Below are 18,720 nucleotides of genomic sequence, written 5' to 3' on the forward strand. Positions count from 1 at the left end.
GGCATCCAGATCCTGCAGTCGCTGAATCTGAAGCAGCGGAAGCTGGAGATCGTGTCGTGCCCGTCGTGCGGGCGCGCGCAGGTCGACGTCTACACGCTGGCCGAGCAGGTCACCGCCGGTCTGGAGGGGATGGAGATCCCGCTGCGCGTGGCCGTCATGGGCTGCGTGGTGAACGGCCCGGGCGAGGCCCGTGAGGCCGACCTGGGTGTGGCGTCGGGTAACGGCAAGGGCCAGATCTTCGTCAAGGGCGAGGTCATCAAGACCGTGCCGGAGCACGCGATCGTCGAGACCCTGATCGAGGAGGCTCTGCGCATCGCGGAGCAGTCCGAAAAAGTTGAGCCGGAGACGAGGGCAAGGACATGAGCACCAAAGTCACGTTCGTCGAACTAACCGCCTACGAGGGCGTTCTGCCGCTCGCCACCGGGTACCTCCAGGCGTACGCGTCGCAGGACGAGGACATCGTCGCCGAGTGCTCGTTCGAGATCTTCTCGCAGCAGGCGACCGGCGACCGGGTGGCCGTGGCCGACGAGCTGGCCGAAAAGGACAGTGACGTCTACGCGGTCAGCTGCTACCTCTGGAACATGGGCATCACCCGGTGGGTGCTCGACCGCCTGCACGAGCGGAAGCCGGCCGCCCAGTTCATCCTCGGCGGCCCGCAGGTGATGAACCACATGCAGGACTACGTCGCCGCCGATCGCGAGAACATGGTCGTCTGCAACGGCGAGGGGGAGCGCACCTTTCTCGCCTACCTCAAGCAGATCGTCAGCGGCGAACGGGACTTCCACGCCGTGCCGGGCCTGAGCTTCTGGCGCGACGGTGAACTGGTCACCACCCCGAAGTCGGAGCGGATCAAGGACCTCAACGAGATCCCGTCGCCGTTCACCACCGGCGTGTTCGCCGACGGGCTGTACTCGTCCGCGATCCTGGAGACGAACCGGGGCTGCCCCTACAACTGCGGGTTCTGCGCCTGGGGCGCGGCGACGAACGACAAGGTCTACAAGTTCGACGACGAGCGGGTCCGGGAGGACATCACCTGGATCAGCGAGCACCAGTTCGCGTCCGTGTTCATCGCGGACGCGAACTGGGGGATCGCGCCCCGGGACGTCGAGCTCACGAAGTTCATCGTGGAGCAGAAGGAACGGAACGGGTTCCCGTACCGGGTGGACATGGCGGCGGCCAAGAACCGGCCCGACCGGATCACCACGATCACCGACACGCTCGTGCGCGGCGGCCTGGTGACCAGCCAGACGATCTCCCTGCAGTCCATGGACCCCCACACGCTCGACATGGTGCAGCGCAGCAACATCCGGTTGTCCGCGTACACCACCCTCCAGTCGACGTTGCGGGAGCGGGGGATCAACTCCAACATCGAGCTGATCTGGCCGCTGCCGGGCGAAACCCTCGACTCGTACCAGCGGGGCATCGGCGAGCTCTGCCGCCTGCGCGGCGACGTCATCGTCACCTACCCGCAGCTGCTGCTCTACAACACGCCGATCCACAAGCAGCGTGACGTGCTCGGCGTGCAGACGGCCCGGGTACCGAGCGAGATCGCCGAGGCGGACATCGTCACGTCCACCAACTGGGTCACCAACGCCGAGTACGAGGACGGGGTGTGGTTCGCCTACGTCGTGCACGCCCTGTACAACGTCCGGAGTCTCTACTACCTGGCGAACTACCTCGACCGGAACGGCCTGGCCACCTTCGCCGAGGTGTACGCGAACGCGGTCGGGTACTTCAAGAACCGGCCGGACGCGGCGGTCACCCAGTACTTCGCGGACTCGGTGAAGAACCTGGGCAACTACGACTTCCGCGACAGCGGCATGGTCGCGCACATGGTGCTGCACGCCTGCCGCGCGGAGTTCGACGAGCTGCTGAACGGCTTCGTCCACACGCAACCGTGGTGGGAGGACGAGGGTGCGCAGGCGGCGTTCGAGCTGGACCTGCTGGCCCGCCCGTACATCTACGCCGAGCCGATGCGCGCGCCCGACTACGATTTCACCCACATCCGGTACGAGATCATCGACGACCACCACGTCTCGCTGACGCTGCCACCGGTCATCGGCGAGCTGCTCGCCGACCTGGACATGAACGGCCACGAAGGGCCGGCGCCGGTCCAGGTGCTGATGGACCAGAACGTGCAGCGGAAGATCCCGTACGTCGACGAGCTCGGCCTGGCGCAGAACGCGTTGTACTGCCAGGGCATGTTCGTGTGCCTGCGCGACTACCTGCCGGTGTTCGCGCCCCACGAGGCGTCGGTCGGCGTCTGAGCGCCACCGAGCACGGTGCGCCGGCTCCTGGGACGTCCGGAAAAGCGGACGTCGCTTCCGAGTACATGGACGGGATGTTCTTGGTCATGTTGGTCACAGTCCTCGCCGCCGGCCTGGCCGGTGACGTCCACCCGCTCGCGGCGCTGGCCCGCGGTCTTCGCGACGCGGGCCACACCGTGCGCTTCGCCACCCACCGGCACTGGCGGTCCGTGGCCACACAGACCGGCCTCGACTACGCCGAGCTCGCCGGTGACCCCCGCGTGGTGGTCACCGACGAGTCGTTCTTGAAGGTGCTCGAAGCGAACCGGCGGCCGGATCGGCTGGCCGCGGCGGCGGTGTCGGCCGTCAGGAGCCTGGCGCGCCGGGTGGAGTGGCGGTCGAACACCGGCATCCGGGCCGTGGTCCAGCTCGCCCGCTGGTACGACGAGGCACTGATGAACGACGTCTGGTCGGCCTGCGAGGGCGCCGAAGCGGTGATCTACGGTGCTCCGCTGGCCTACCACGGCTACTACACCGCCCGGGTCCAGGGCGTTCCCGGCGTCGCGGCCTTCCTGCAGACCGGCCACCCGCTCGACCACAGCGTGCCGGGACGGCGCTTCCTCGGACAGCAGATCATCTGGCAGATCTTCCGCGAGTCCATCACGCGGTGGCAGCGCCAGACCGGGCAGAAGACCGCGCCCTTCCTCGGCCCGTTTCCTCGCTGGCGCGAGGAACGGCTGCCGATCATCTACGGGCTCAGCCCGTCGGTGCTGCCCGAACCGGACGCGGTGGGGGGTGATCAGCACGTAGCGGGTTACTGGTTCTTGGACAGTGCTCCGGGCACTTCGCTGCCGTCGCACGTGCGGGACTTCCTCGCGGCGGGCCCGCCGCCGGTGTACTTCACCTTCGGCAGCCTGGCGACCTCACAGCCCCAGCGGCTGACGGACGCGATCAACGGGGCGCTGGCCGTCACCGGAGACCGGGCGATCATCGCCACCGGGTGGGGCGGGCTCGCCCCGACCCCCGACACCGATTCGGTGCTGTGCGTCGAGGAACTACCCCTCGACCTGGTGTTCCCGCACGTACGCGCCGTGGTGCACCACGGCGGCATGATGGTCACCGCGGAGGGGCTGCGGGCGGGCAGGCCCACGGTGCTGGTGCCGACCGTGTTCGACCAGTTCGACTGGGGCAACCGGATCGCGGAACTGGGCGTGGGCCCCCGGCCCGTGCGGCGTCAGGAGCTGACCCCCATGAAGCTGGCCGGCGCGCTCAAGGCGACCCGCGAGCCGGAGATGGTCCGCGCGGCGGCCGAGCTCGGCGCGCGCATCAGCGCGGAACGCGGTGTCGAGTACATGGTCAAGGTCCTTGATCGCGTCCTCACGAGTGGACGCGACGTCCGATGGAGGAAGTCATGAGCAGCCGGCCCCGTTACTACCTGGTCACCTGCGTCGGCGGGCCCAGTTACGGCGACGAACTGATCACGGCGGGGTGGTTGCGCTACCTGGCCAAGCACGCGCCCGACGCCGAGGTGCTCGTGGAATGCGTGCGCCCGGACCACGCGTGGCCGGCGCTGCAGGGCCTGCACCCCGGCCTGCGGTTCACCGACACGCTCTGGATGCTGTGCGTCGAGCACATGGGCAAGAGCAGCGCCGAGATCGCCGACGCGGTCACCGCCAGGATCGGCGCCGCCGACCGGCCGGCCGGGGTGGCGGAGCTGGTCGGCTCCGACGTGGTCCACCTGGTCGGCGGGGGAATCCTGAACTACCTGTACCCGTGGACGGCCGGCCTGCTGGCGGGGGTCGTCGCCGCGACGCGGGAGTCCGGCGGCCGCGGCGGCATGACCGGGCAGGGCCTGTGCCCGCAGGATCCGGCGTTCGTGCCGCGGCTGCGCGGCATGGCGGAGCAGCTGACCGTGGCCGACGCGCGCGACGAGCCGAGCCGGCAGCTGCTCGGGCTGGACGGCCTGCGCGTCACGGCCGACGACGCCTTCCTCAGCCTGGACGCCTCCCACTACCGCTGGACCGACGACGCGCCGGACGTCATGGTGTGCGCCCAGTCCGACATCGCGCCGATGTTCAACGGCGCCACCGACGCCGCGACGGTCGCGGCGTCGGTGCTCCGCACCCTGCGCTCCTGGGACGTCCCCGGCGAGGACGTCGGGTTTCTCGAATGCTTCCCCGGCATCGACAACGAGGTCCACGACATCGTCAAGAAGGACCTGCCCGGCGTCCGGTTCTACCCGCTCATGGACGTCCTGGACCACGGCCTGCCGGTGCGCCCGGGACAGACCTGGATCTCCACGCGGTTCCACCCGCACCTGATGGCCGCGGCGGCGGGTCTCGGGGGTGTCGCGCTGAGCGTGCGGCCGGACTACTACGACGTGAAGCACCAGTCGCTGATCGAGCAGGGCTCCGGGTGGGTCTTCGCCGCGCTGGACGAGGTGCCCGACCGGCCGGTCGCCGGCGGCTTCTCCTCGGCCCGGGTCGAGGAGAAGCGCCTGCAGAAGATCGCCGTCGCGCGGGACCTCTACGGTTTCTGACCCGGCGCCGTGGCCACGACCAGGATGTAGTCCTGGTTGCCCGCGTAGGCCGCCTGGTCCGTCGTCGTGGCCTGCCACGCCTGCACCCACTGGCGCCAGATCATCAGCAGCGCCGCGTTCATCCGGCCGGTGACCTCGGGATCGTCCAGCCGGCGCGAGAGGTACCTGGCGAACCCGCCGTACACCTCGTCACGCAACGACCGCACCCGCACGTCCTCGAAGCCGCACTGGCGCAGTTTGTCGGCGTAGACCTCGGTGGAGTAGGCGTTGGCCCGGGGGATGGCGCCGAGCGCGCGTTCCAGGTAACCGTGGATGCCCGAGTTCCCGCCGGTGGTCACCGGGTCGACCAGCGCCAATGTCCCCTGTGGACGGAGCACCCGGCGGGCCTCGCGGAAGAAGTCCTCACGGGTGACGAAGTGCAGGGCGCACTCGAGCGCGACGACCTGGTCGAACGAACCGGGACCGAAGGGCAGGGAAGTGGCCGAGCCGACGCGGAGATCGATCCGGTCGGTCAGGCCGAGCCGTGCCATGCGCCGCCGCCCGGCCTCGACCTGACTGGGCATCAGGTCGAGGCCGACGATCTTGCGCGGGGCGAAGCGTTCGAGCCACCGCAGGTCCTGTTCGGCGAACCCGCACCCGACGTCCAGCACGGTGCCCTCGGGTCCCAGGCCGGCGGCCTCGCCGAGCAGGTCGGCCAGCGCCTCGCTGGCCTCGTCGAGGCTGCCCGGGTCGTCCTTCCAGTAACCCATGTTGCGGTACGAGCTCTTCTCCGTCAGGCGGCTCCGGTCGCCGCGCAGCTCGAAGAACGCCCGCGCCCGCCACCGCTCCGGGACCACCAGCAGGGCGGCGAGCATCGAGTATTCCTTGAGCCGCACCCATGAGCGCCGGCGTTCCGCGGGCGCTGAGTCCATTTCCGTCGTCATTCGTTCCTCGATCGTCGGCGTGGTCGTCGGTGGGGAATCCCGCGGGCGCGGCTCACGACGCGGCAGGCGATCTCGCCACGTCGTCCTGCCGGCCGACGAGGGCATCGCGCAGCGGCAGCGCGTGGGGCGCACCGTTCACCAGCCGGACCACGGTGGGCTCCGGCAGCGGGAAGATCATTTGGCCGCCCTCGCGGAGGAAGGCCGTCTCACGGGTGACGAAGCTGTCCCGGAAATGCCACGGGAGCACGAAGTAGTAGTCCGGACCGGCCTGGCGCGACTCGTCCTCGGAAACGATGGGGATATCGGTGGCCGCGGTGCGCAGTCCCCATTTGTGCGGGCTGCGCTCGGCGGCCATCGCGAAATGCCGGTGATCCAGCCCGAGGTACTGCAGGATGGTGTTGCCCTTCGTGGACGCGCCGTAGACGTGGAAGACCTTTCCGGCCGCCATCTCCTGCCGGACGAATTCCGGTATGTCGGCTTTCAGGGCGGCGATGCGCTGCCTGAAGCCCTGATGGGTGCCGGGCAGGTGCAGACCCAGCGCGTTTTCCCGCCTGGACAGCTCCTCGACGCGCCGGGCGCCGGCGCGGTCCGCCCACCGCGGGCGGGTGTCGTGGTGGCCGACGTACAACCGGAAACTTCCGCCGTTGACGTCGTTCAGCTCGACGTCGCGGACGCTCAGGCCGTGCCGGCTCAGCAGCGTCTTCATCACCTCGAGCGAGTAGTAGCCGACGTGCTCGTGGCAGATGTTGTCGAAGTTGTTGGTGGCGTACATCGTCGGCAGGTACGCCATCTGGATGATCCACAGGCCGTCCGGAGCCAGGATGCGGGCGATGTCACGGACGAAGTCGTGCGGGTTCTCCAGGTCGTAGAACATCGCGATCGAAGTGATGAGCTCGGCCCGGCTGCGCGCGCCGAGGTGGTCGAGGAAGGCGCCGGCGGTGAAGAACTCCGGGATGATGACGTCGGTGCCGGCCCGGGCCTCGGCCACCAGGTTCGCGGCCGGTTCGAAGCCGACCCGGACCACCCCCTCGTCGCGGTAGCTGCGCAGGAGCGTGCCGTCGTTGGCCCCGATGTCGACCACGATGTCGCCGCTGCCGAGACCGACGAGGTCCCGCCCCGACGCCGCGATGCTCGCGAGTGCCATCCGCATCGACTCGTTGGTCCCGGACCGGTACCAGTACCGCCGGTACAGCAGGTCCCGGTCGATGGCCCGGTGTTTCAGCTGGACGAAGGAGCACCCGCCCGTGCTCGGATCGCACAGGACCAGAGCCAGGGGTGCGTAGTGTGGTTCGGTGTCCCGGCCGAAGTCGGAGACGGCCAGTTCACCCAGGTCGAGGACGTCCCGGAACGACGATCGGCCACACACCCGGCATTGCGTCAAGACGTTGCTTCCCACCGCGCCATCCACCTCGTTCGCACTGGTCGGGACTTTGTCATTCATTTCGCGAGAAAGGTCATTCCGAGATATGGCCCGACCATAGTGATCCCGCTCGGTCACGTCAATTGTCGGGTGACGCGGCGAAATTGCGCATCCGGTCGCGTCTTGCCTGCCGAGCCATGGTGGCCCCACAATTGGTCAGAGTGTCCCTTCGCGGCCATTGGCCGGCCATTGTTGCCCATTCGACACGGAAATTGGTGGTGACGGCGATGCGAGTTCTGGTGACCGGAGGTGCCGGGTACGTCGGCTCGACGTTGGTGCCCGCGCTGCTGGCCGAAGGACATCACGTGCGAGTGCTCGACCGGCTCCGCGCCGGTGGCGAGGGCCTGCTGAGCTGCTGCGGTCACGCCGGTTTCGAAATGGTCGTCGGTGACGTCTGCGACGAGCGGGCGGTCGCCGCGGCGCTGCGGGGTGTGGACGCCGTCGTCCACCTCGCCGCCGTGGTCGGCGAGCCCGCCTGTGCGGGCGAACCGGCGCAGGCCTGGATGACGAACGTCGAGGGCACGAGCACCCTCGTCAAGCTGCGGCAGGCCGGCCAGTCGCTGCTGTTCGCCTCCACCGGCAGCGTCTACGGGAAGGTCACCGACGCGGTGTGCACCGAATCCACGAGCGTCGACCCGAACACCCAGTACGCGAAGGCGAAAGCGGTGGGGGAGCAGATGGTCCTGGACGCGGGCAACGCCGTCGTGTACCGCTTCGCGACGGCGTTCGGCGTGAGCCAGCGCCTGCGCACTGACCTGCTCGTGAACGACTTCGTGTACAAGGCGGTGCGTCAGGGCTACCTGGTGGTCTACCAGCCCGGCTTCCGCCGCACCCTGGTCCACGTGCGTGACATGGCACGCTCGATCGTCTTCGCGCTGCGCAACTGGCACGGGCTGGCCGACGACGTGTACAACGTCGGCAACGCCGAGCTGAACCTGTCGAAGGCCGCCATCGCCGGCGCGATCGCCCGGCGCACCGGCTGCTACGTCCATTTCGCCGAGTTCGCCACGGATCCGGACCAGCGTGACTACGCCGTGTCGTACCGGAAGATCGAGGACAAGGGCTTCACCGCCGAGGTCGACCTGGAGACGGGCCTGGCCGAACTGTGCGGCGCCGCGCGCCTGGTGCCCTGACCGTGCGCGGCCGCGTGGTCAGGCGCGCGCCACGATCAGCGCGTACCCGATCTGGTGCAGGTCGTTGAGACCGCGGCTCACCGCCTCGATGGAGTCGATCGCCTCGGCCGCCACCGCCCCGAACTTCGCGGCCTTCTCGCGGAGGTCGGTGAGGAAGGAGTCGAGGAACGCGTCGTCGGACCGGATCGTGTTCGCGGAGATGTCGTTCACCTCCACAACTTCCAGGCCGGCTTCGCGGATCACCTCCGGGTACCGCTCCAGCGAGCAGAAACCACCCAGGTGGAAGGACTCCATCAACCCCGTCGCGGCCTCGGTCTCCTCGGGGGTCATCGGCGCGATCTGGACGAAGTCGGTCAGCGCGATCAGGCCGCCCTTCCGCACCACCCTGGCGACCTGCTCGAGGGCCCGCCGCCGGTCGCGGATGTGCGGCAGGGACTCGAAGAGCCACGCCGCGTCGAAGCTGCCGGTCTCGAACGGCAGCTCCATCACGTCGGTGAGCTGGAACGACATCCGGTCCGCCAGCCCGCTGCCGCGGCCGAGTTCGGTCGCCGTGGCCACCTGTTCCCCGCTGATCGTGATGCCGAGGACGTCGGCGCCCGTCGCGCGCACCAGCTCGAGGGCGGGCTGTCCGGTGCCGCACCCGACGTCCAGCACCCGCTGCCCCGGGCCGACCGCGATCTTGTCGATCATCATCGCCGTCAGCCGCTCGGACGCGGCGACCATGGCGTTGTCGCCGAGTGTGTCGCCCTCGGCCCAGTAGCCGAGGTGGATGCTGCCACCCAGGATGGTGGTGAAGAACTCGCTCAGCTGGTCGTAGACGTCCGCCACGTCGCTGAACGGGGCACTCTGTCCGTGGGACATCGGTTCACTCCTTGTTTTGCCGGGACGTCACGCGCATCCGTTTGCCCAGCCGCCGCCACTCGGCGACGGTCCGCGGCGGGGTTTGCCGGGCGGTCACCGGACGCACCTGCCAGCGGGACACGATCGTGGCCAGGCCGAGGACCACCTCCGCGACCGCGAACTGCTCGCCGATGCACTTCCGGGCCCCGCCGCCGAACGGGATGAACGCCTCCCGCGGCGGCAGGGTCCGGCTCTCCCCGTCCCACCGGTCCGGGTCGAAGCGCGTGGGGTCGTCGTAGAGGTCGCCTCGATGGTGGATGAGGCAGGAGCTGTACATGACGGTGGTGCCCGCCGCGACCGGATACCCGCCGAGGGTGGTGTCGCCGGTGACGGTCCGGGTGAACATCTCGCCGGCGGGCGGGAACAGTCTCAGCACCTCCGTCACGACCCGGCCGGTCAGGGCCAGATCGCGCATGGCGTCGAACTGCGCGGGACCGCCGCCCAGGACGGCGTCGGCCTCGGCCAGCACTCGCTGCTCCACCTCGGGGTGGAAGGCGAGCAGGCGCAACGCCCACACGAGCGCCAGCGCGGTCGTCTCCAGGCCCGAGGCGAAGAACGTCATCACCTGGTCGCTGATCTCGGCGTCCGAAAGCCCCGTGGTGTCGCCCTGCTCCCCGGTGTCGCGGGCGGCCAGCAGGGCCGACAGCAGATCGCCCTGGTCGGTACCGGAGGCCCGGCGCTCGGTGATGATGTCGGTGACGATCCGGTGCAGCCTGGCGCGGGCCGCGATCTGCCGGCGGTTGCCGGGCAGCGGCAGCTTGGTCAGGAACGCGGGCATCGACGCCCGCAGGTACAGCCCGCGCACCACCACGCCCACGTCGTCGACGGCCTGCTTGAGCAGGTGCTCGGGCAGCGCGTCCCGGAACATGGCCTCCACCACGATCCGGGCGCTGAGCGTGCCCATCTCGCTCTGGAGGTCGAGGACGTCACCGTCGTGCCAGCCGCCGGTGACGGCGTCGATCTGGCGGGTCATCATCGCGCCGTAGGCGGGCATCCGGGTGTGGTGGAACGCGGGCTGGATCAGGCGCCGTTGCCGGCGGTGCCGGCTGTGGGGGCACGTGCCGAGGCCGTCGCCGAGCCAGTCCCTGATCCGGTCGAACAGGGTCCCGCCCTTGTCGAAGACCTTGTCCTCGCGCAGCACCCGCTGGGTCAGTTCGGGCGTGCACACCACGACCGTGTCGCTGCGGCCGAACCGGACCCGGACCACGTCGCCGTGGGAGGGCAGCGAGGTCAGGAACGCGTGGGAGTCGCGCAGCAGGGAGAAGGTGTGTCCCACCACGGGAAGAGCGCCCGGAGCCAGCGGGACGGACGTGGACGCCGCCGGCCGGCCGCTTGTCGTCACCACGTGACGGGCAGTTCGATCAGGCCGCCGGTCTGCGTGTTGCCGCGGACGCGCAGCTCGGACACGTCCACGGCGAGGCGGATCTTCGGAAACCGTAGCGCCAGCTGGCTCAGGACGGCCGCCAGCTCCACCTTGGCCAGCGGGGCGCCGATGCAGTAGTGCGGGCCGTGACCGAACGACAGGTGCGCGTTCGCCTTGCGGGTCACCTCGAACCGGTCGGGGTCGGGGAACACCGCCGGGTCGTGGTTGGCCGCGCTGTTGTCCAGCAGCACGAGGTCGCCCGCACGGATGGTGACGGAGCCGATCTCGATGTCCTCGCGGGCGTACCGGGGGATGTCGCCGCCCGCCGGGCCCGGCGTCGCCCGGATCATCTCGTCGATGGCGGCCGGGATCAGCGCCGGGTCGTCGACCACGGCCTGCCACTGGTCCTGGTTGACCAGGAAGAGCAGCGCGCCCAGTCCGATGTGGACGGACGTGGTTTCGAACCCGGCGAACAGGAGCGCCATGCTCAGCAGCGCGATTTCGGCGTCGTCGACGCCTTCGGTCTGGCACAGCCGTGACGTGATGTCCTCGCCGGGGTCCCGGCGTTTGCGGGCCACGAGTTCCTGGCCGTACTGGAACAGCGCACCCAGGGCCTGCTCGGAGCCCGCCCGGTCGGTCACGTCGGCGACGGCGTGGATCCAGCCGCGGAACTGCTCCCGATCCTCGTAGGGCACGCCGAGCAGCTCGCAGACCACCAGGATCGGCAGCGGCAGAGCCAGTGCCTCGATCAGGTCCGCCGGGCGTTCGCTCGCGGCGAGGTCGTCCATCAGCCCCGTGGTGAGCTCGTCCACGCGCTCGCGCAGCACCCGCATCCGGGCGGGGGAGAAGTGCGGCTGCAGCAACGCCCGGGTGCGCGCGCTGTCGGCGGGCTCGGTGTCGTAGTCGCCGAGGGGACCACTGACGAGCGCGGACTCGCCGATGCGGGAGGCGTTCCCGGGGTCCCGGTGGGAGCGGCCCAGCTTGTCACTGGCGAGCAGCCGCTTCACTTCGGCGTAGTCGGTGACCAGCCACCCCGGGTCGCCCACCGAGGTGTGGATCAGGTGGATCGGACCCGACGCCTGCAACTCACGCACCAGGGCCGGAATCTGCAACGGGTGCGTGGATTCGAACGGGAGCGAAACAACGGTTTCCATATCAGTCCCCATGGTTTGACGTGGCTGCGCGCCGGAAAGCTATCCCAGGGATTCCGGACGATCAAGAATGTGGGGCGAACAGGCCGGGTGCGTCCGCCGCCGGGCGGCTGCGGCGAGGACCTGGCCGGGTTCCGTTCTTCTCGAACACCCCGGCACAGCAGCGCGGCCACCGGATCCGGCGGTAGCGTGTCCGGAGATCAAGCCGCGAGACATCGTCGGCTCTTTCAGGTCGGCTGGAATCAGCCTTGCTCCGACGTGTCCCGGAGGAACTGTGAAAATGTCTGGTGCGGCCGCCATTCCGGCCGACGGCGGGAATGGAAGAATTCTCGGCCGGATCAGGACCACGCTGGCTGCGCACATAAAATGCGGCAGACCCGACGTCGGCTGTTATGTCGGGCTGGTCGGCCTGGCCGGCGTCGCGCTCGTTTCCGGCAGGTCCGTCTGGTACCTGGTCGCCGCCTTCCTGGTCCCCGCACTCCTGTCGACGGGTGCCTACTACGCGGGCGCCTACTTCGACCGGGACCTCGATGCCGTCGCCAAACCGGACAGGCCGGTGCCGTCGGGCCGGGTGGGCGTCCGGGCGGCGCTGATCGCCATGGTCGTCTGCACCGTCGCCGGGCTCGCGCTCGCGCTGGTGCTCGCCCCGCTCACCATCGTGCTCGCGCTTGCCGTGGTATCGGCCGGGGCGCTGGCGTTGTACGGCCGGTTCGGCAGGCTGCGGCGGCCGATCCGCATCTTCACCCGGGGGATCGCCACGATGGTGGCGTTCGGCTTCGCCGTGGCGCTGGCGAACGGGTCGCCGCTGTGGGACCTTGTCTTCGCGGCGCTGATCTTCTGGCAGCAGGATTCGATGCTCCACCAGGTCCTGGCGGTCGAGGACACCGAGGTGGACCGGCGTGCCGGAGTGCAGACGCTGCCCTCCCGCTACGGGCACAAGGCCGCGTTGGTGCTGCTGGTCGTCACGTTCGTGTTCTGGTTCAGTTCGGCCGTGTTCCAGCCGGCGACGATCCAGAGCCGCCCGTTCGACACGGTCGGCTACACCCCGTTCGCCGCGCTGGGGACCGTACTGGCGATCGCGGCCCTGGTGGTGCTGTTCCGGGCACCTCGGCCGATCGCGGGCCGTCCGGTGGTCGGGGCCTACGGCCTCCTGGCGCTGGGGCGGCTGTGCGTCGCGGCGGGTTTCGTCGCCGCGGCGGGGGACGTCGTCCTCGGGCTCGTCCTGCTGGCCGTGTCCCTGGCGGTCACGTGGCCCGCGCTGCCCGCGGCCCCGGTGGCCGTACCCCAGAGCCTGCCGGAGGCCGCCGTCGAACCCGCGGAGTGAGGGGCGGTGAGCAGGCGCCGCCGGTGACTCGAAGATCGCCGTCGGGCCGCGCGCACCCGCCCGGGCCGCGGTTCGCGTGGGGGTCGCGGTCAGCGACCCTGATGTCCGCCACCGACACCACCCGGCATACGCGGCGGGTCTGAACCGCGGCCCGGGATCCGGCCGCGCGCGGTCCGCGACCTCGACCACCCGCAGCGTCGCCGATGGACCGGATACCCGACCGAGTCCGCGACCTGGTCCACGGGCCTGGGGTGCCGCCATCCGGCGTGGCACGGTGTCGTGAACCGGAACCACGGCCAATGCCCGAGCCGGGCAGTGGCGAGCTTCGCCCGCCGTTCCGCCACCGGCTGCCGGTGGCTACGGGCCAGGCGTTGGCGTGGCTTCCGGGCGGGGGCCTTGTGCCGTCGCTTCGCCACCGGGGGCCGCACTCGTGCCGCCGGGTCCGGTGGGTGGGTCGGCGCCCGCGGTGGCTCTTGCGCCGCCGATGTCCGCCGGTCTTGTGCGGGTTCCGGCGGACGCTCCCGTGCCGCCGGGCTCGGGCACTGATCAGGTGGGTGCGGCGCCCGCCGCGAATCAGGCCGGCGCGCCGGTTCCGCCGCCGACGTCCGCCGCGCCCGCCCTCGCACCACCGGGCTCGGGTGCGGAGCAGGCCTATTGCCGGACCGATCTGGTCGAGCCGGTGGCCGACCGCCTCGCACACGGCGTCGGCGCTCGGCCGGCGTCCTCGCCGGTTCCGGCGTCGCCGAATCCCGTCGCGGCCGCTTTGCCCTCGACACCCTCGAGCCCCGCCGCACCACCCTGGGCGCCGCAGGGCGTCGTTTACACCCGGGTTCCCTTGGCCTCCTTCGACTTCCGCGGCGTCAAGCCGGGCAAAACCCGCGTCCGCCGCAAGCTCGTCGTCATCGGCGGGGCCGTCGTAGCCGTCTCCGTCGTGGCAAGCGGGTTCGCCATCCTTGGCACCGGCTCCGTCGAAATGGCCCAGCCGCCCGAAACCCAGCCCGCCGCACCTCTGTCGCCGCGCCCGCCACCGCCCTCGAACTGCTCCCGCCCCGCGACGCCGGCGACAGCGTCGAACTCAGCCGGCGCACCTCTTCGCCGATGGACCCGGCCGCCGGTACTGCTTCCTTGTCCGCGCCGGTAGGTGGCCGCCGGGTCGTCACGGCCGGTCGTGCAGGCGCTTGAAACCCTTGCGGGAAGCCACTCCCAGCTTCGCGTAGAGGTTGCTGATGTGGTACTCCACCGTCTTCGTGCTGATGTAGAGCTCGGTGGCGATTTCCCGGTTGGTCAGGCCCAGGGCCACGAGCTTGCCGACCTGTTCCTCCCGGTCGGTCAGGCCGGACGTCCTCGCCGTGGCCTTCGGGTCGCACAGCCGCAGGTCTCGCTCCGCCCTGCGGGCGTACGGGCGGGCGCCCAGCACGGCGAACCGGCGGTAGGCCACCGTCAGCCACATTCGCGCCTCGGTCTGGAAACCGGCCGACAGCAGCAGCCGGCCGTAGCCGTGTTCGAGCATGGCCCTCGGCAGCGGCAGGCCGGCGCGGCCCGGTTCGTGCATCCTCGCCGCGCAGATCTCCAAGGCCTGGTCGGGTGAACCGCGCCGGGTGGCCAGGCCGGCCCACAGCCGGGTCAGCTCGTCGCCGGTGTGGGCGACGTCGACGGCGGACTGCTCGAACTCACGCAGCTCGCTTTCCGCGTCGTCCAGTTCACCCAGGTCCAGCAGGGTCTCCACCCGCAGCGGCCGCCACCACGTGTCCCACCACCACACCCGCCGAGCGGGGGAGTGCTCCACCAGGTGCAGCGCGTCCACCATGCCGTCCCGGTCGCCCATCGCCCTGGCGACCAGTGCGCCCGCGATCGCCGCGTACCGCAGGTCCTGTGGGGTGCCCAGCGCTTCGGCCCGCGACCGAGCCGCCGCCGCGTGTTCGAGCGCGACGCCGAAATCGCCGCTCGCCGCCGGCACGAGGGTGGCGACCAGTCTGCTCAGGACGTGGTGCGCGGGCTGCGTGGACGTGTCCTGCATGCCGATCGCCTGGTCGGCGACGGCCGTCGCCTCGGTCCAGTCGCCCAGCGCGTAGTGGCTGGCCGCCAGGTAGCAGTGAGGTGCCATGCCGCCAGGGATCCCGTCGCGCGACGGCAGCAGCCGGAGCGCGGCGGACAGGTCGCCGACGGCTTCCTCGTACTCGCCCAGCATCGCGTGCAACGATCCGCGGCAGCACAGGCTTTCGAGGTCGGCGGCGGTGACCGCGTCGGCCCGCTCGGGCACGTGGCCCAGCTCGGCGAAACCGGACCGGAGACCGTCCCGCCGGGTCCTGGCCACCGCTCGCAGCGCGCGCACGAAGTCCCGCAGCCGGTCGGGCAGGCCCGGCGCCGCCAGCGCGAGGGAGGACGCGTCCAGCACCTTGCTCACCCCGCCGGCCCACAGGTGCAGTGCGGCCAGCGAGGCGGCCGCCGTGCCCCGCAACCACGCCGGTGCGTCGATCGCCGACTCGGTCCGCGCCAGCAGGGGCGCGGCCGTGGCCAGGTCGCCGATACCGAACAGCAGGGTCATGCCGAGCACGCAGTCACGCAGGGGCGAGGGCCGGCAAGCCTCGATCTCCGCGCGCCGGCCCACCGTCCACACGTGGTTCGCGGTGACCAGCATGTGCAGGCACGCGCCGAGGAAGCGCCGCTCGTGGTCGCTGCGCGAGTCGGACAGTTCGGCGGCCCACCGCAGGTACTGGGCGGCCACGTCGTGCCGCGCCGCGTTGGCCGCCGTCACCGACTCCCGTTCCAGTTCGGCGGCCAGCCTGCCGTCGGCGACCACCGCCGCCGCGACCCGGTGGGCCCAGGACGACGAGTGGTCGACCAGCGCGGCCGCGGTGGCGTGCAGCTGCGCACGCCTGGGCGGGCTGAGCAGCTGGTACACCGCGTCCCGGTACAGCGGGTGGCTCATGGTCACCTGGTTGGTCGGGTCGGACGGCCACCAGCGCACGATCCCGGCTTCCAGCGCCGGAACCAGGGCCTGCGCGGGACCGCTCACCCGGGCCAGCTGTGCCACCCGCGCCAGCGGGAACCGGCCGCCCAGCACGGCCAGCGCGTCCACCAGTCGCCGGCTTTCCGGTGGCAGCCGCCGCACGGCCGGCCCGACGGCCGTCAGCACCGACCCCGGCACCGGCAGCGTGTCGGTGGCGTCGATCAGCAGGCGGTGGTCCACCTCGCTCAGCAGCGAGCCGACGTGCGCGGGGTTCCCGTCGGTGTGCCGGTGCAGTTTCGCGGCGGTCGGCAGCGGGAGGTCCCGGCCGGCCGTCAGCACCGAGAGCGCGCGGATGTCCTGAGGGGACAGTCCGCCGACGCGCAGGGTCGTCGTCTCGATCCGGTTGCGGGTGAGGTGACCGGTGGCGGTGGGCACGTCGCCGTCCCGGCCGGGCACCCGCAGCGCGAGCAGCGTCAGTACCCGGTGACCGGTGACGCGGCGCAGGGCGAACCCGAGCGCCTGGGCCGAGAACGGGTCGGTCCACTGCACGTCGTCCAGCACGAGCGCGACCGGGCCGGCGGCCTGGAGTTCGCCCAGCAGCGCCAGCAGCCGCGCACCCGCCGTGATCGGCGTCGGGTCCGGGTCCGGGCGGTGCCGGCCGTGGCCGGCCGGCCCGGACCCGGAGACCAGCTGGTCGATCAGGCCGTAGGGCAGCGACGACTCCGCCGGGTCGCCGTCGGCCGCCACGAGGGTGAAGCCGGTCAGGCCCGCGACGAACCGGTCCAGCAGGGCGGACTTCCCGATGCCCGTGGGACCTTCCAGCCAGACGAGCTGAGGTCGGCCGGCGGCGACCCGGTCGGCGCGCGACTTCAGGTGGTCCAGTTCGGCGCCCCGTCCGACGAACGCCGTCCGTCCGTCTTCTTCGTCGTCGTCCGCACCGTCGTTCGCCACCATCACCCGTGCCACCGCGTGTACCACGTCCCTGCGTGTAGGTCGCCAACTGAAGCACCCGCCGCGTCGCGCTGATCAGATCAGCCCTTCGCGCATGGCGTAGGCCACGGCGTGCGAACGATTGCGCAGGCAGAACCGGGTCGTCACGGCGTGCAGGACGTTCTTCACCGTGCGGGAAGAGTAGGACAGCTGCAGGGCTATCTCGTCGGTGTCCAGGCCGTCGGCGATCAGCCGCAGGATTTGCGACTCCCGTGTGGTCAGTCCGGCGAAGGGGAGTGCGCGGGTGCGTTGGACGGCGTTGTCGCGTTCGGCGACCTGACGGAACAGCTGGCTCAGCAGCTCCGTGGGCAGTTCGGACTGTCCCCCGACGGCCTTGACCACCAGCCGTTCCAGCTCGGCCGGGGTCGTGTCTCGGCGGTGGATCACCGCGCAGACCCGGATTTCCGCCGCCGCGTGCAGTTGCTCGTCGTCCAGTACCGAGGTGATCAGGACGAACCGGGTGCAGCCCGCGCGGGTCAGGTCTTCCGCCCGGCGGCGGATCCGGTCGTCGAAATGATCGACGGCCAGCAGGACGACCGTGTCGGTCGTGACTTCGGTTCCATCGACCAGTTCCAGCTCGGCCGACTCGTTCAGCTGCGCGCGGATGCCGAAGCTCGTGACCAGATCCGATGCCTCGACCCACACAGCGACCTTCTCCCGCATGACCCTGCACTCCCTTCGCAGTCCGGACGCACGGAATCCGGCTTTCACGTTGCCCTGAAGTGCGATGGCCGGCACTGGGGTCGGCCCCTAGGTCCCTCGCCCTAGGCACCGAATGGCCCAGTGGGTTTCTTTCTGCCGGTTCCGGCCGGGTCGTCCGGCCGGAACGCACCCGGGCCGGGTCCACCGGAACCCCGTTTTCGCCGTGCCGCGGCTGCCCGATGGAGAAAGCGGACTGCCCGATCTGCTGGCCCCGGGTCGTACGCGCGCGGCGGGTGACCGCGCGAGACTTCGGCCATCCCCCGCAACCACCACCACGGAATGAGGACGGTCATGCGCTCAGGTGCCGCCGGTGTGTCCTTTCGCGTCCGGCGCCGGCGCGGGCGCCGGACACCGGGCAGCCCGGCACCCGCGAGGTTGCGCCGTCGCTCCACCGGCCGGTCCCGTTCGTGGCGGCGCCGGCTGCTGCTGTCCCTCGGCGTCGTGGCGCTGACCGGGGTGTTCACCGTGATCGCCGGCCAGGCGCGGACGCCGGTCGCGCAGGCGGCCGAGCGGGCCACCTTCACCTGCGCGAACGGCAACGCGACCTACACCGTCCCCGCCGGCACGACCGCGCTGTCGGTGCGGGTCGCCGGCGCGAAAGGCGGTGACGTGGACGGCGGTGACGGCGGCGCGGGTGCCGTGGTGTTCGCGGTCGTCCCGGTCACCGCGGGACAGACGCTGGGGATATTCCCCGGCTGCGGCCGGGAAGGGTTCACCCGCGCCGGATCGGGCGGCAACGGCACGAGCGCCTGTCCCGACGGCGGGCGCGGCGGCGGCAGCACCGGCCTGACCGCCGGTTCGGTCAAGCTGATCCAGGCCGGCGGCGGTGGGGGCGGCGGTGGCGGGGGCGGCGGCTGCTACGGCAGCGGCAACAACGGCGGTGCGGGCAGCCAGAGCGGGTTCAACGGCAGCAGCGGCAACGGCACCCAGGGCGGCAGCCGCGGCAGCGGCGGGGCCGTCGACGGCCCCGGTACCGGCGGCGGCAGCGGCAGCCTCGCGAATCTCTCCGGCGGCGGTGGTGGTGGCGGGGGTGGCTGCCGCAGCGGCACCGGCGGTGGCAGTGGCGGCGGCGCCGGTGG

The 18,720-nt window shown here is 71.0% G+C and carries 14 protein-coding genes; 7 read left to right on the forward strand and 7 right to left on the reverse strand.

The window, feature by feature from the left end; translation table 11 throughout:
• The 4 genes from ACGFMK_RS45700 to ACGFMK_RS45715 form a co-directional block, all read left to right on the forward strand.
• The coding region (locus ACGFMK_RS45700; protein ID WP_392777231.1) for a flavodoxin-dependent (E)-4-hydroxy-3-methylbut-2-enyl-diphosphate synthase at positions 1–363 on the forward strand (363 nt) is incomplete at its 5' end.
• Entirely contained in the window at positions 360–2,267 is a 1,908-nt protein-coding gene (locus ACGFMK_RS45705; RefSeq protein ID WP_392777234.1) for a B12-binding domain-containing radical SAM protein, read from the forward strand. The genes ACGFMK_RS45700 and ACGFMK_RS45705, both read left to right, overlap by 4 nt.
• Positions 2,268–2,353: 86 nt before the next feature.
• Positions 2,354–3,661 (forward strand): glycosyltransferase, encoded by a 1,308-nt coding sequence (locus tag ACGFMK_RS45710; RefSeq protein WP_392777236.1) that lies wholly within the window; start codon positions 2,354–2,356, stop codon positions 3,659–3,661.
• A complete protein-coding gene (locus ACGFMK_RS45715) occupies positions 3,658–4,785 on the forward strand; it encodes a polysaccharide pyruvyl transferase family protein (RefSeq protein WP_392777239.1) in 1,128 nt (375 codons plus the stop codon). The genes ACGFMK_RS45710 and ACGFMK_RS45715 overlap by 4 nt, the downstream gene beginning before the upstream one ends.
• On the opposite strand, the gene ACGFMK_RS45720 is transcribed toward ACGFMK_RS45715, so the two are convergent.
• Together ACGFMK_RS45720 and ACGFMK_RS45725 are read right to left on the reverse strand one after the other, a co-directional pair.
• Complete coding sequence (locus tag ACGFMK_RS45720; protein ID WP_392777242.1) at positions 4,773–5,696, reverse strand: SAM-dependent methyltransferase; 924 nt, start codon at positions 5,694–5,696, stop codon at positions 4,773–4,775. The two genes, ACGFMK_RS45715 and ACGFMK_RS45720, sit on opposite strands and share 13 nt — an antisense overlap.
• Positions 5,697–5,760: 64 nt before the next feature.
• Positions 5,761–7,206, reverse strand: a complete 1,446-nt coding sequence (locus ACGFMK_RS45725; RefSeq protein ID WP_392777245.1) for a methyltransferase domain-containing protein — start codon at positions 7,204–7,206, stop codon at positions 5,761–5,763.
• A 149-nt stretch (positions 7,207–7,355) separates the two neighbouring features.
• Between ACGFMK_RS45725 and ACGFMK_RS45730 the strand changes: the two genes are divergently transcribed.
• Complete coding sequence (locus ACGFMK_RS45730; RefSeq protein WP_392777248.1) at positions 7,356–8,261, forward strand: NAD-dependent epimerase/dehydratase family protein; 906 nt, start codon at positions 7,356–7,358, stop codon at positions 8,259–8,261.
• An 18-nt stretch (positions 8,262–8,279) separates the two neighbouring features.
• Here the strand turns inward: ACGFMK_RS45730 and ACGFMK_RS45735 are convergent, their stop codons facing one another.
• The 3 genes from ACGFMK_RS45735 to ACGFMK_RS45745 are packed head-to-tail and all read right to left on the reverse strand — an operon-like array spanning position 8,280 to position 11,618.
• Positions 8,280–9,122: an SAM-dependent methyltransferase gene (locus ACGFMK_RS45735; RefSeq protein WP_392777251.1), complete on the reverse strand. Its 843-nt coding sequence runs from the start codon at positions 9,120–9,122 to the stop codon at positions 8,280–8,282.
• A gap of 4 nt (positions 9,123–9,126) precedes the next feature.
• Entirely contained in the window at positions 9,127–10,506 is a 1,380-nt protein-coding gene (locus ACGFMK_RS45740; protein ID WP_392777254.1) for a cytochrome P450, read from the reverse strand.
• On the reverse strand, positions 10,500–11,618 hold the full coding sequence (locus ACGFMK_RS45745; RefSeq protein ID WP_392777257.1) for a cytochrome P450: 1,119 nt from the start codon (positions 11,616–11,618) through the stop codon (positions 10,500–10,502). The genes ACGFMK_RS45740 and ACGFMK_RS45745 overlap by 7 nt, the downstream gene beginning before the upstream one ends.
• Positions 11,619–11,955: 337 nt before the next feature.
• On the opposite strand from ACGFMK_RS45745, the gene ACGFMK_RS45750 reads away from it, so the two are divergent.
• On the forward strand, positions 11,956–12,999 hold the full coding sequence (locus tag ACGFMK_RS45750; protein WP_392777260.1) for a UbiA family prenyltransferase: 1,044 nt from the start codon (positions 11,956–11,958) through the stop codon (positions 12,997–12,999).
• Between the two features lie 1,156 nt (positions 13,000–14,155).
• Here ACGFMK_RS45750 and ACGFMK_RS45755 read toward each other — a convergent pair.
• A complete protein-coding gene (locus tag ACGFMK_RS45755) occupies positions 14,156–16,915 on the reverse strand; it encodes an AAA family ATPase (RefSeq protein WP_392777263.1) in 2,760 nt (919 codons plus the stop codon).
• 60 nt (positions 16,916–16,975) lie between these two features.
• Positions 16,976–17,602, reverse strand: coding sequence for a LuxR C-terminal-related transcriptional regulator (locus ACGFMK_RS45760; protein WP_392777266.1), 627 nt, complete (start codon positions 17,600–17,602; stop codon positions 16,976–16,978).
• Positions 17,603–17,932: 330 nt separating this feature from the next.
• Here ACGFMK_RS45760 and ACGFMK_RS45765 point away from each other — a divergent pair.
• A partial coding sequence (locus tag ACGFMK_RS45765; protein ID WP_392777269.1) for a hypothetical protein occupies positions 17,933–18,720 on the forward strand: 788 nt, incomplete at its 3' end.

Source organism: Amycolatopsis sp. NPDC049252 (assembly GCF_043197175.1).
Classification (GTDB): domain Bacteria; phylum Actinomycetota; class Actinomycetes; order Mycobacteriales; family Pseudonocardiaceae; genus Amycolatopsis.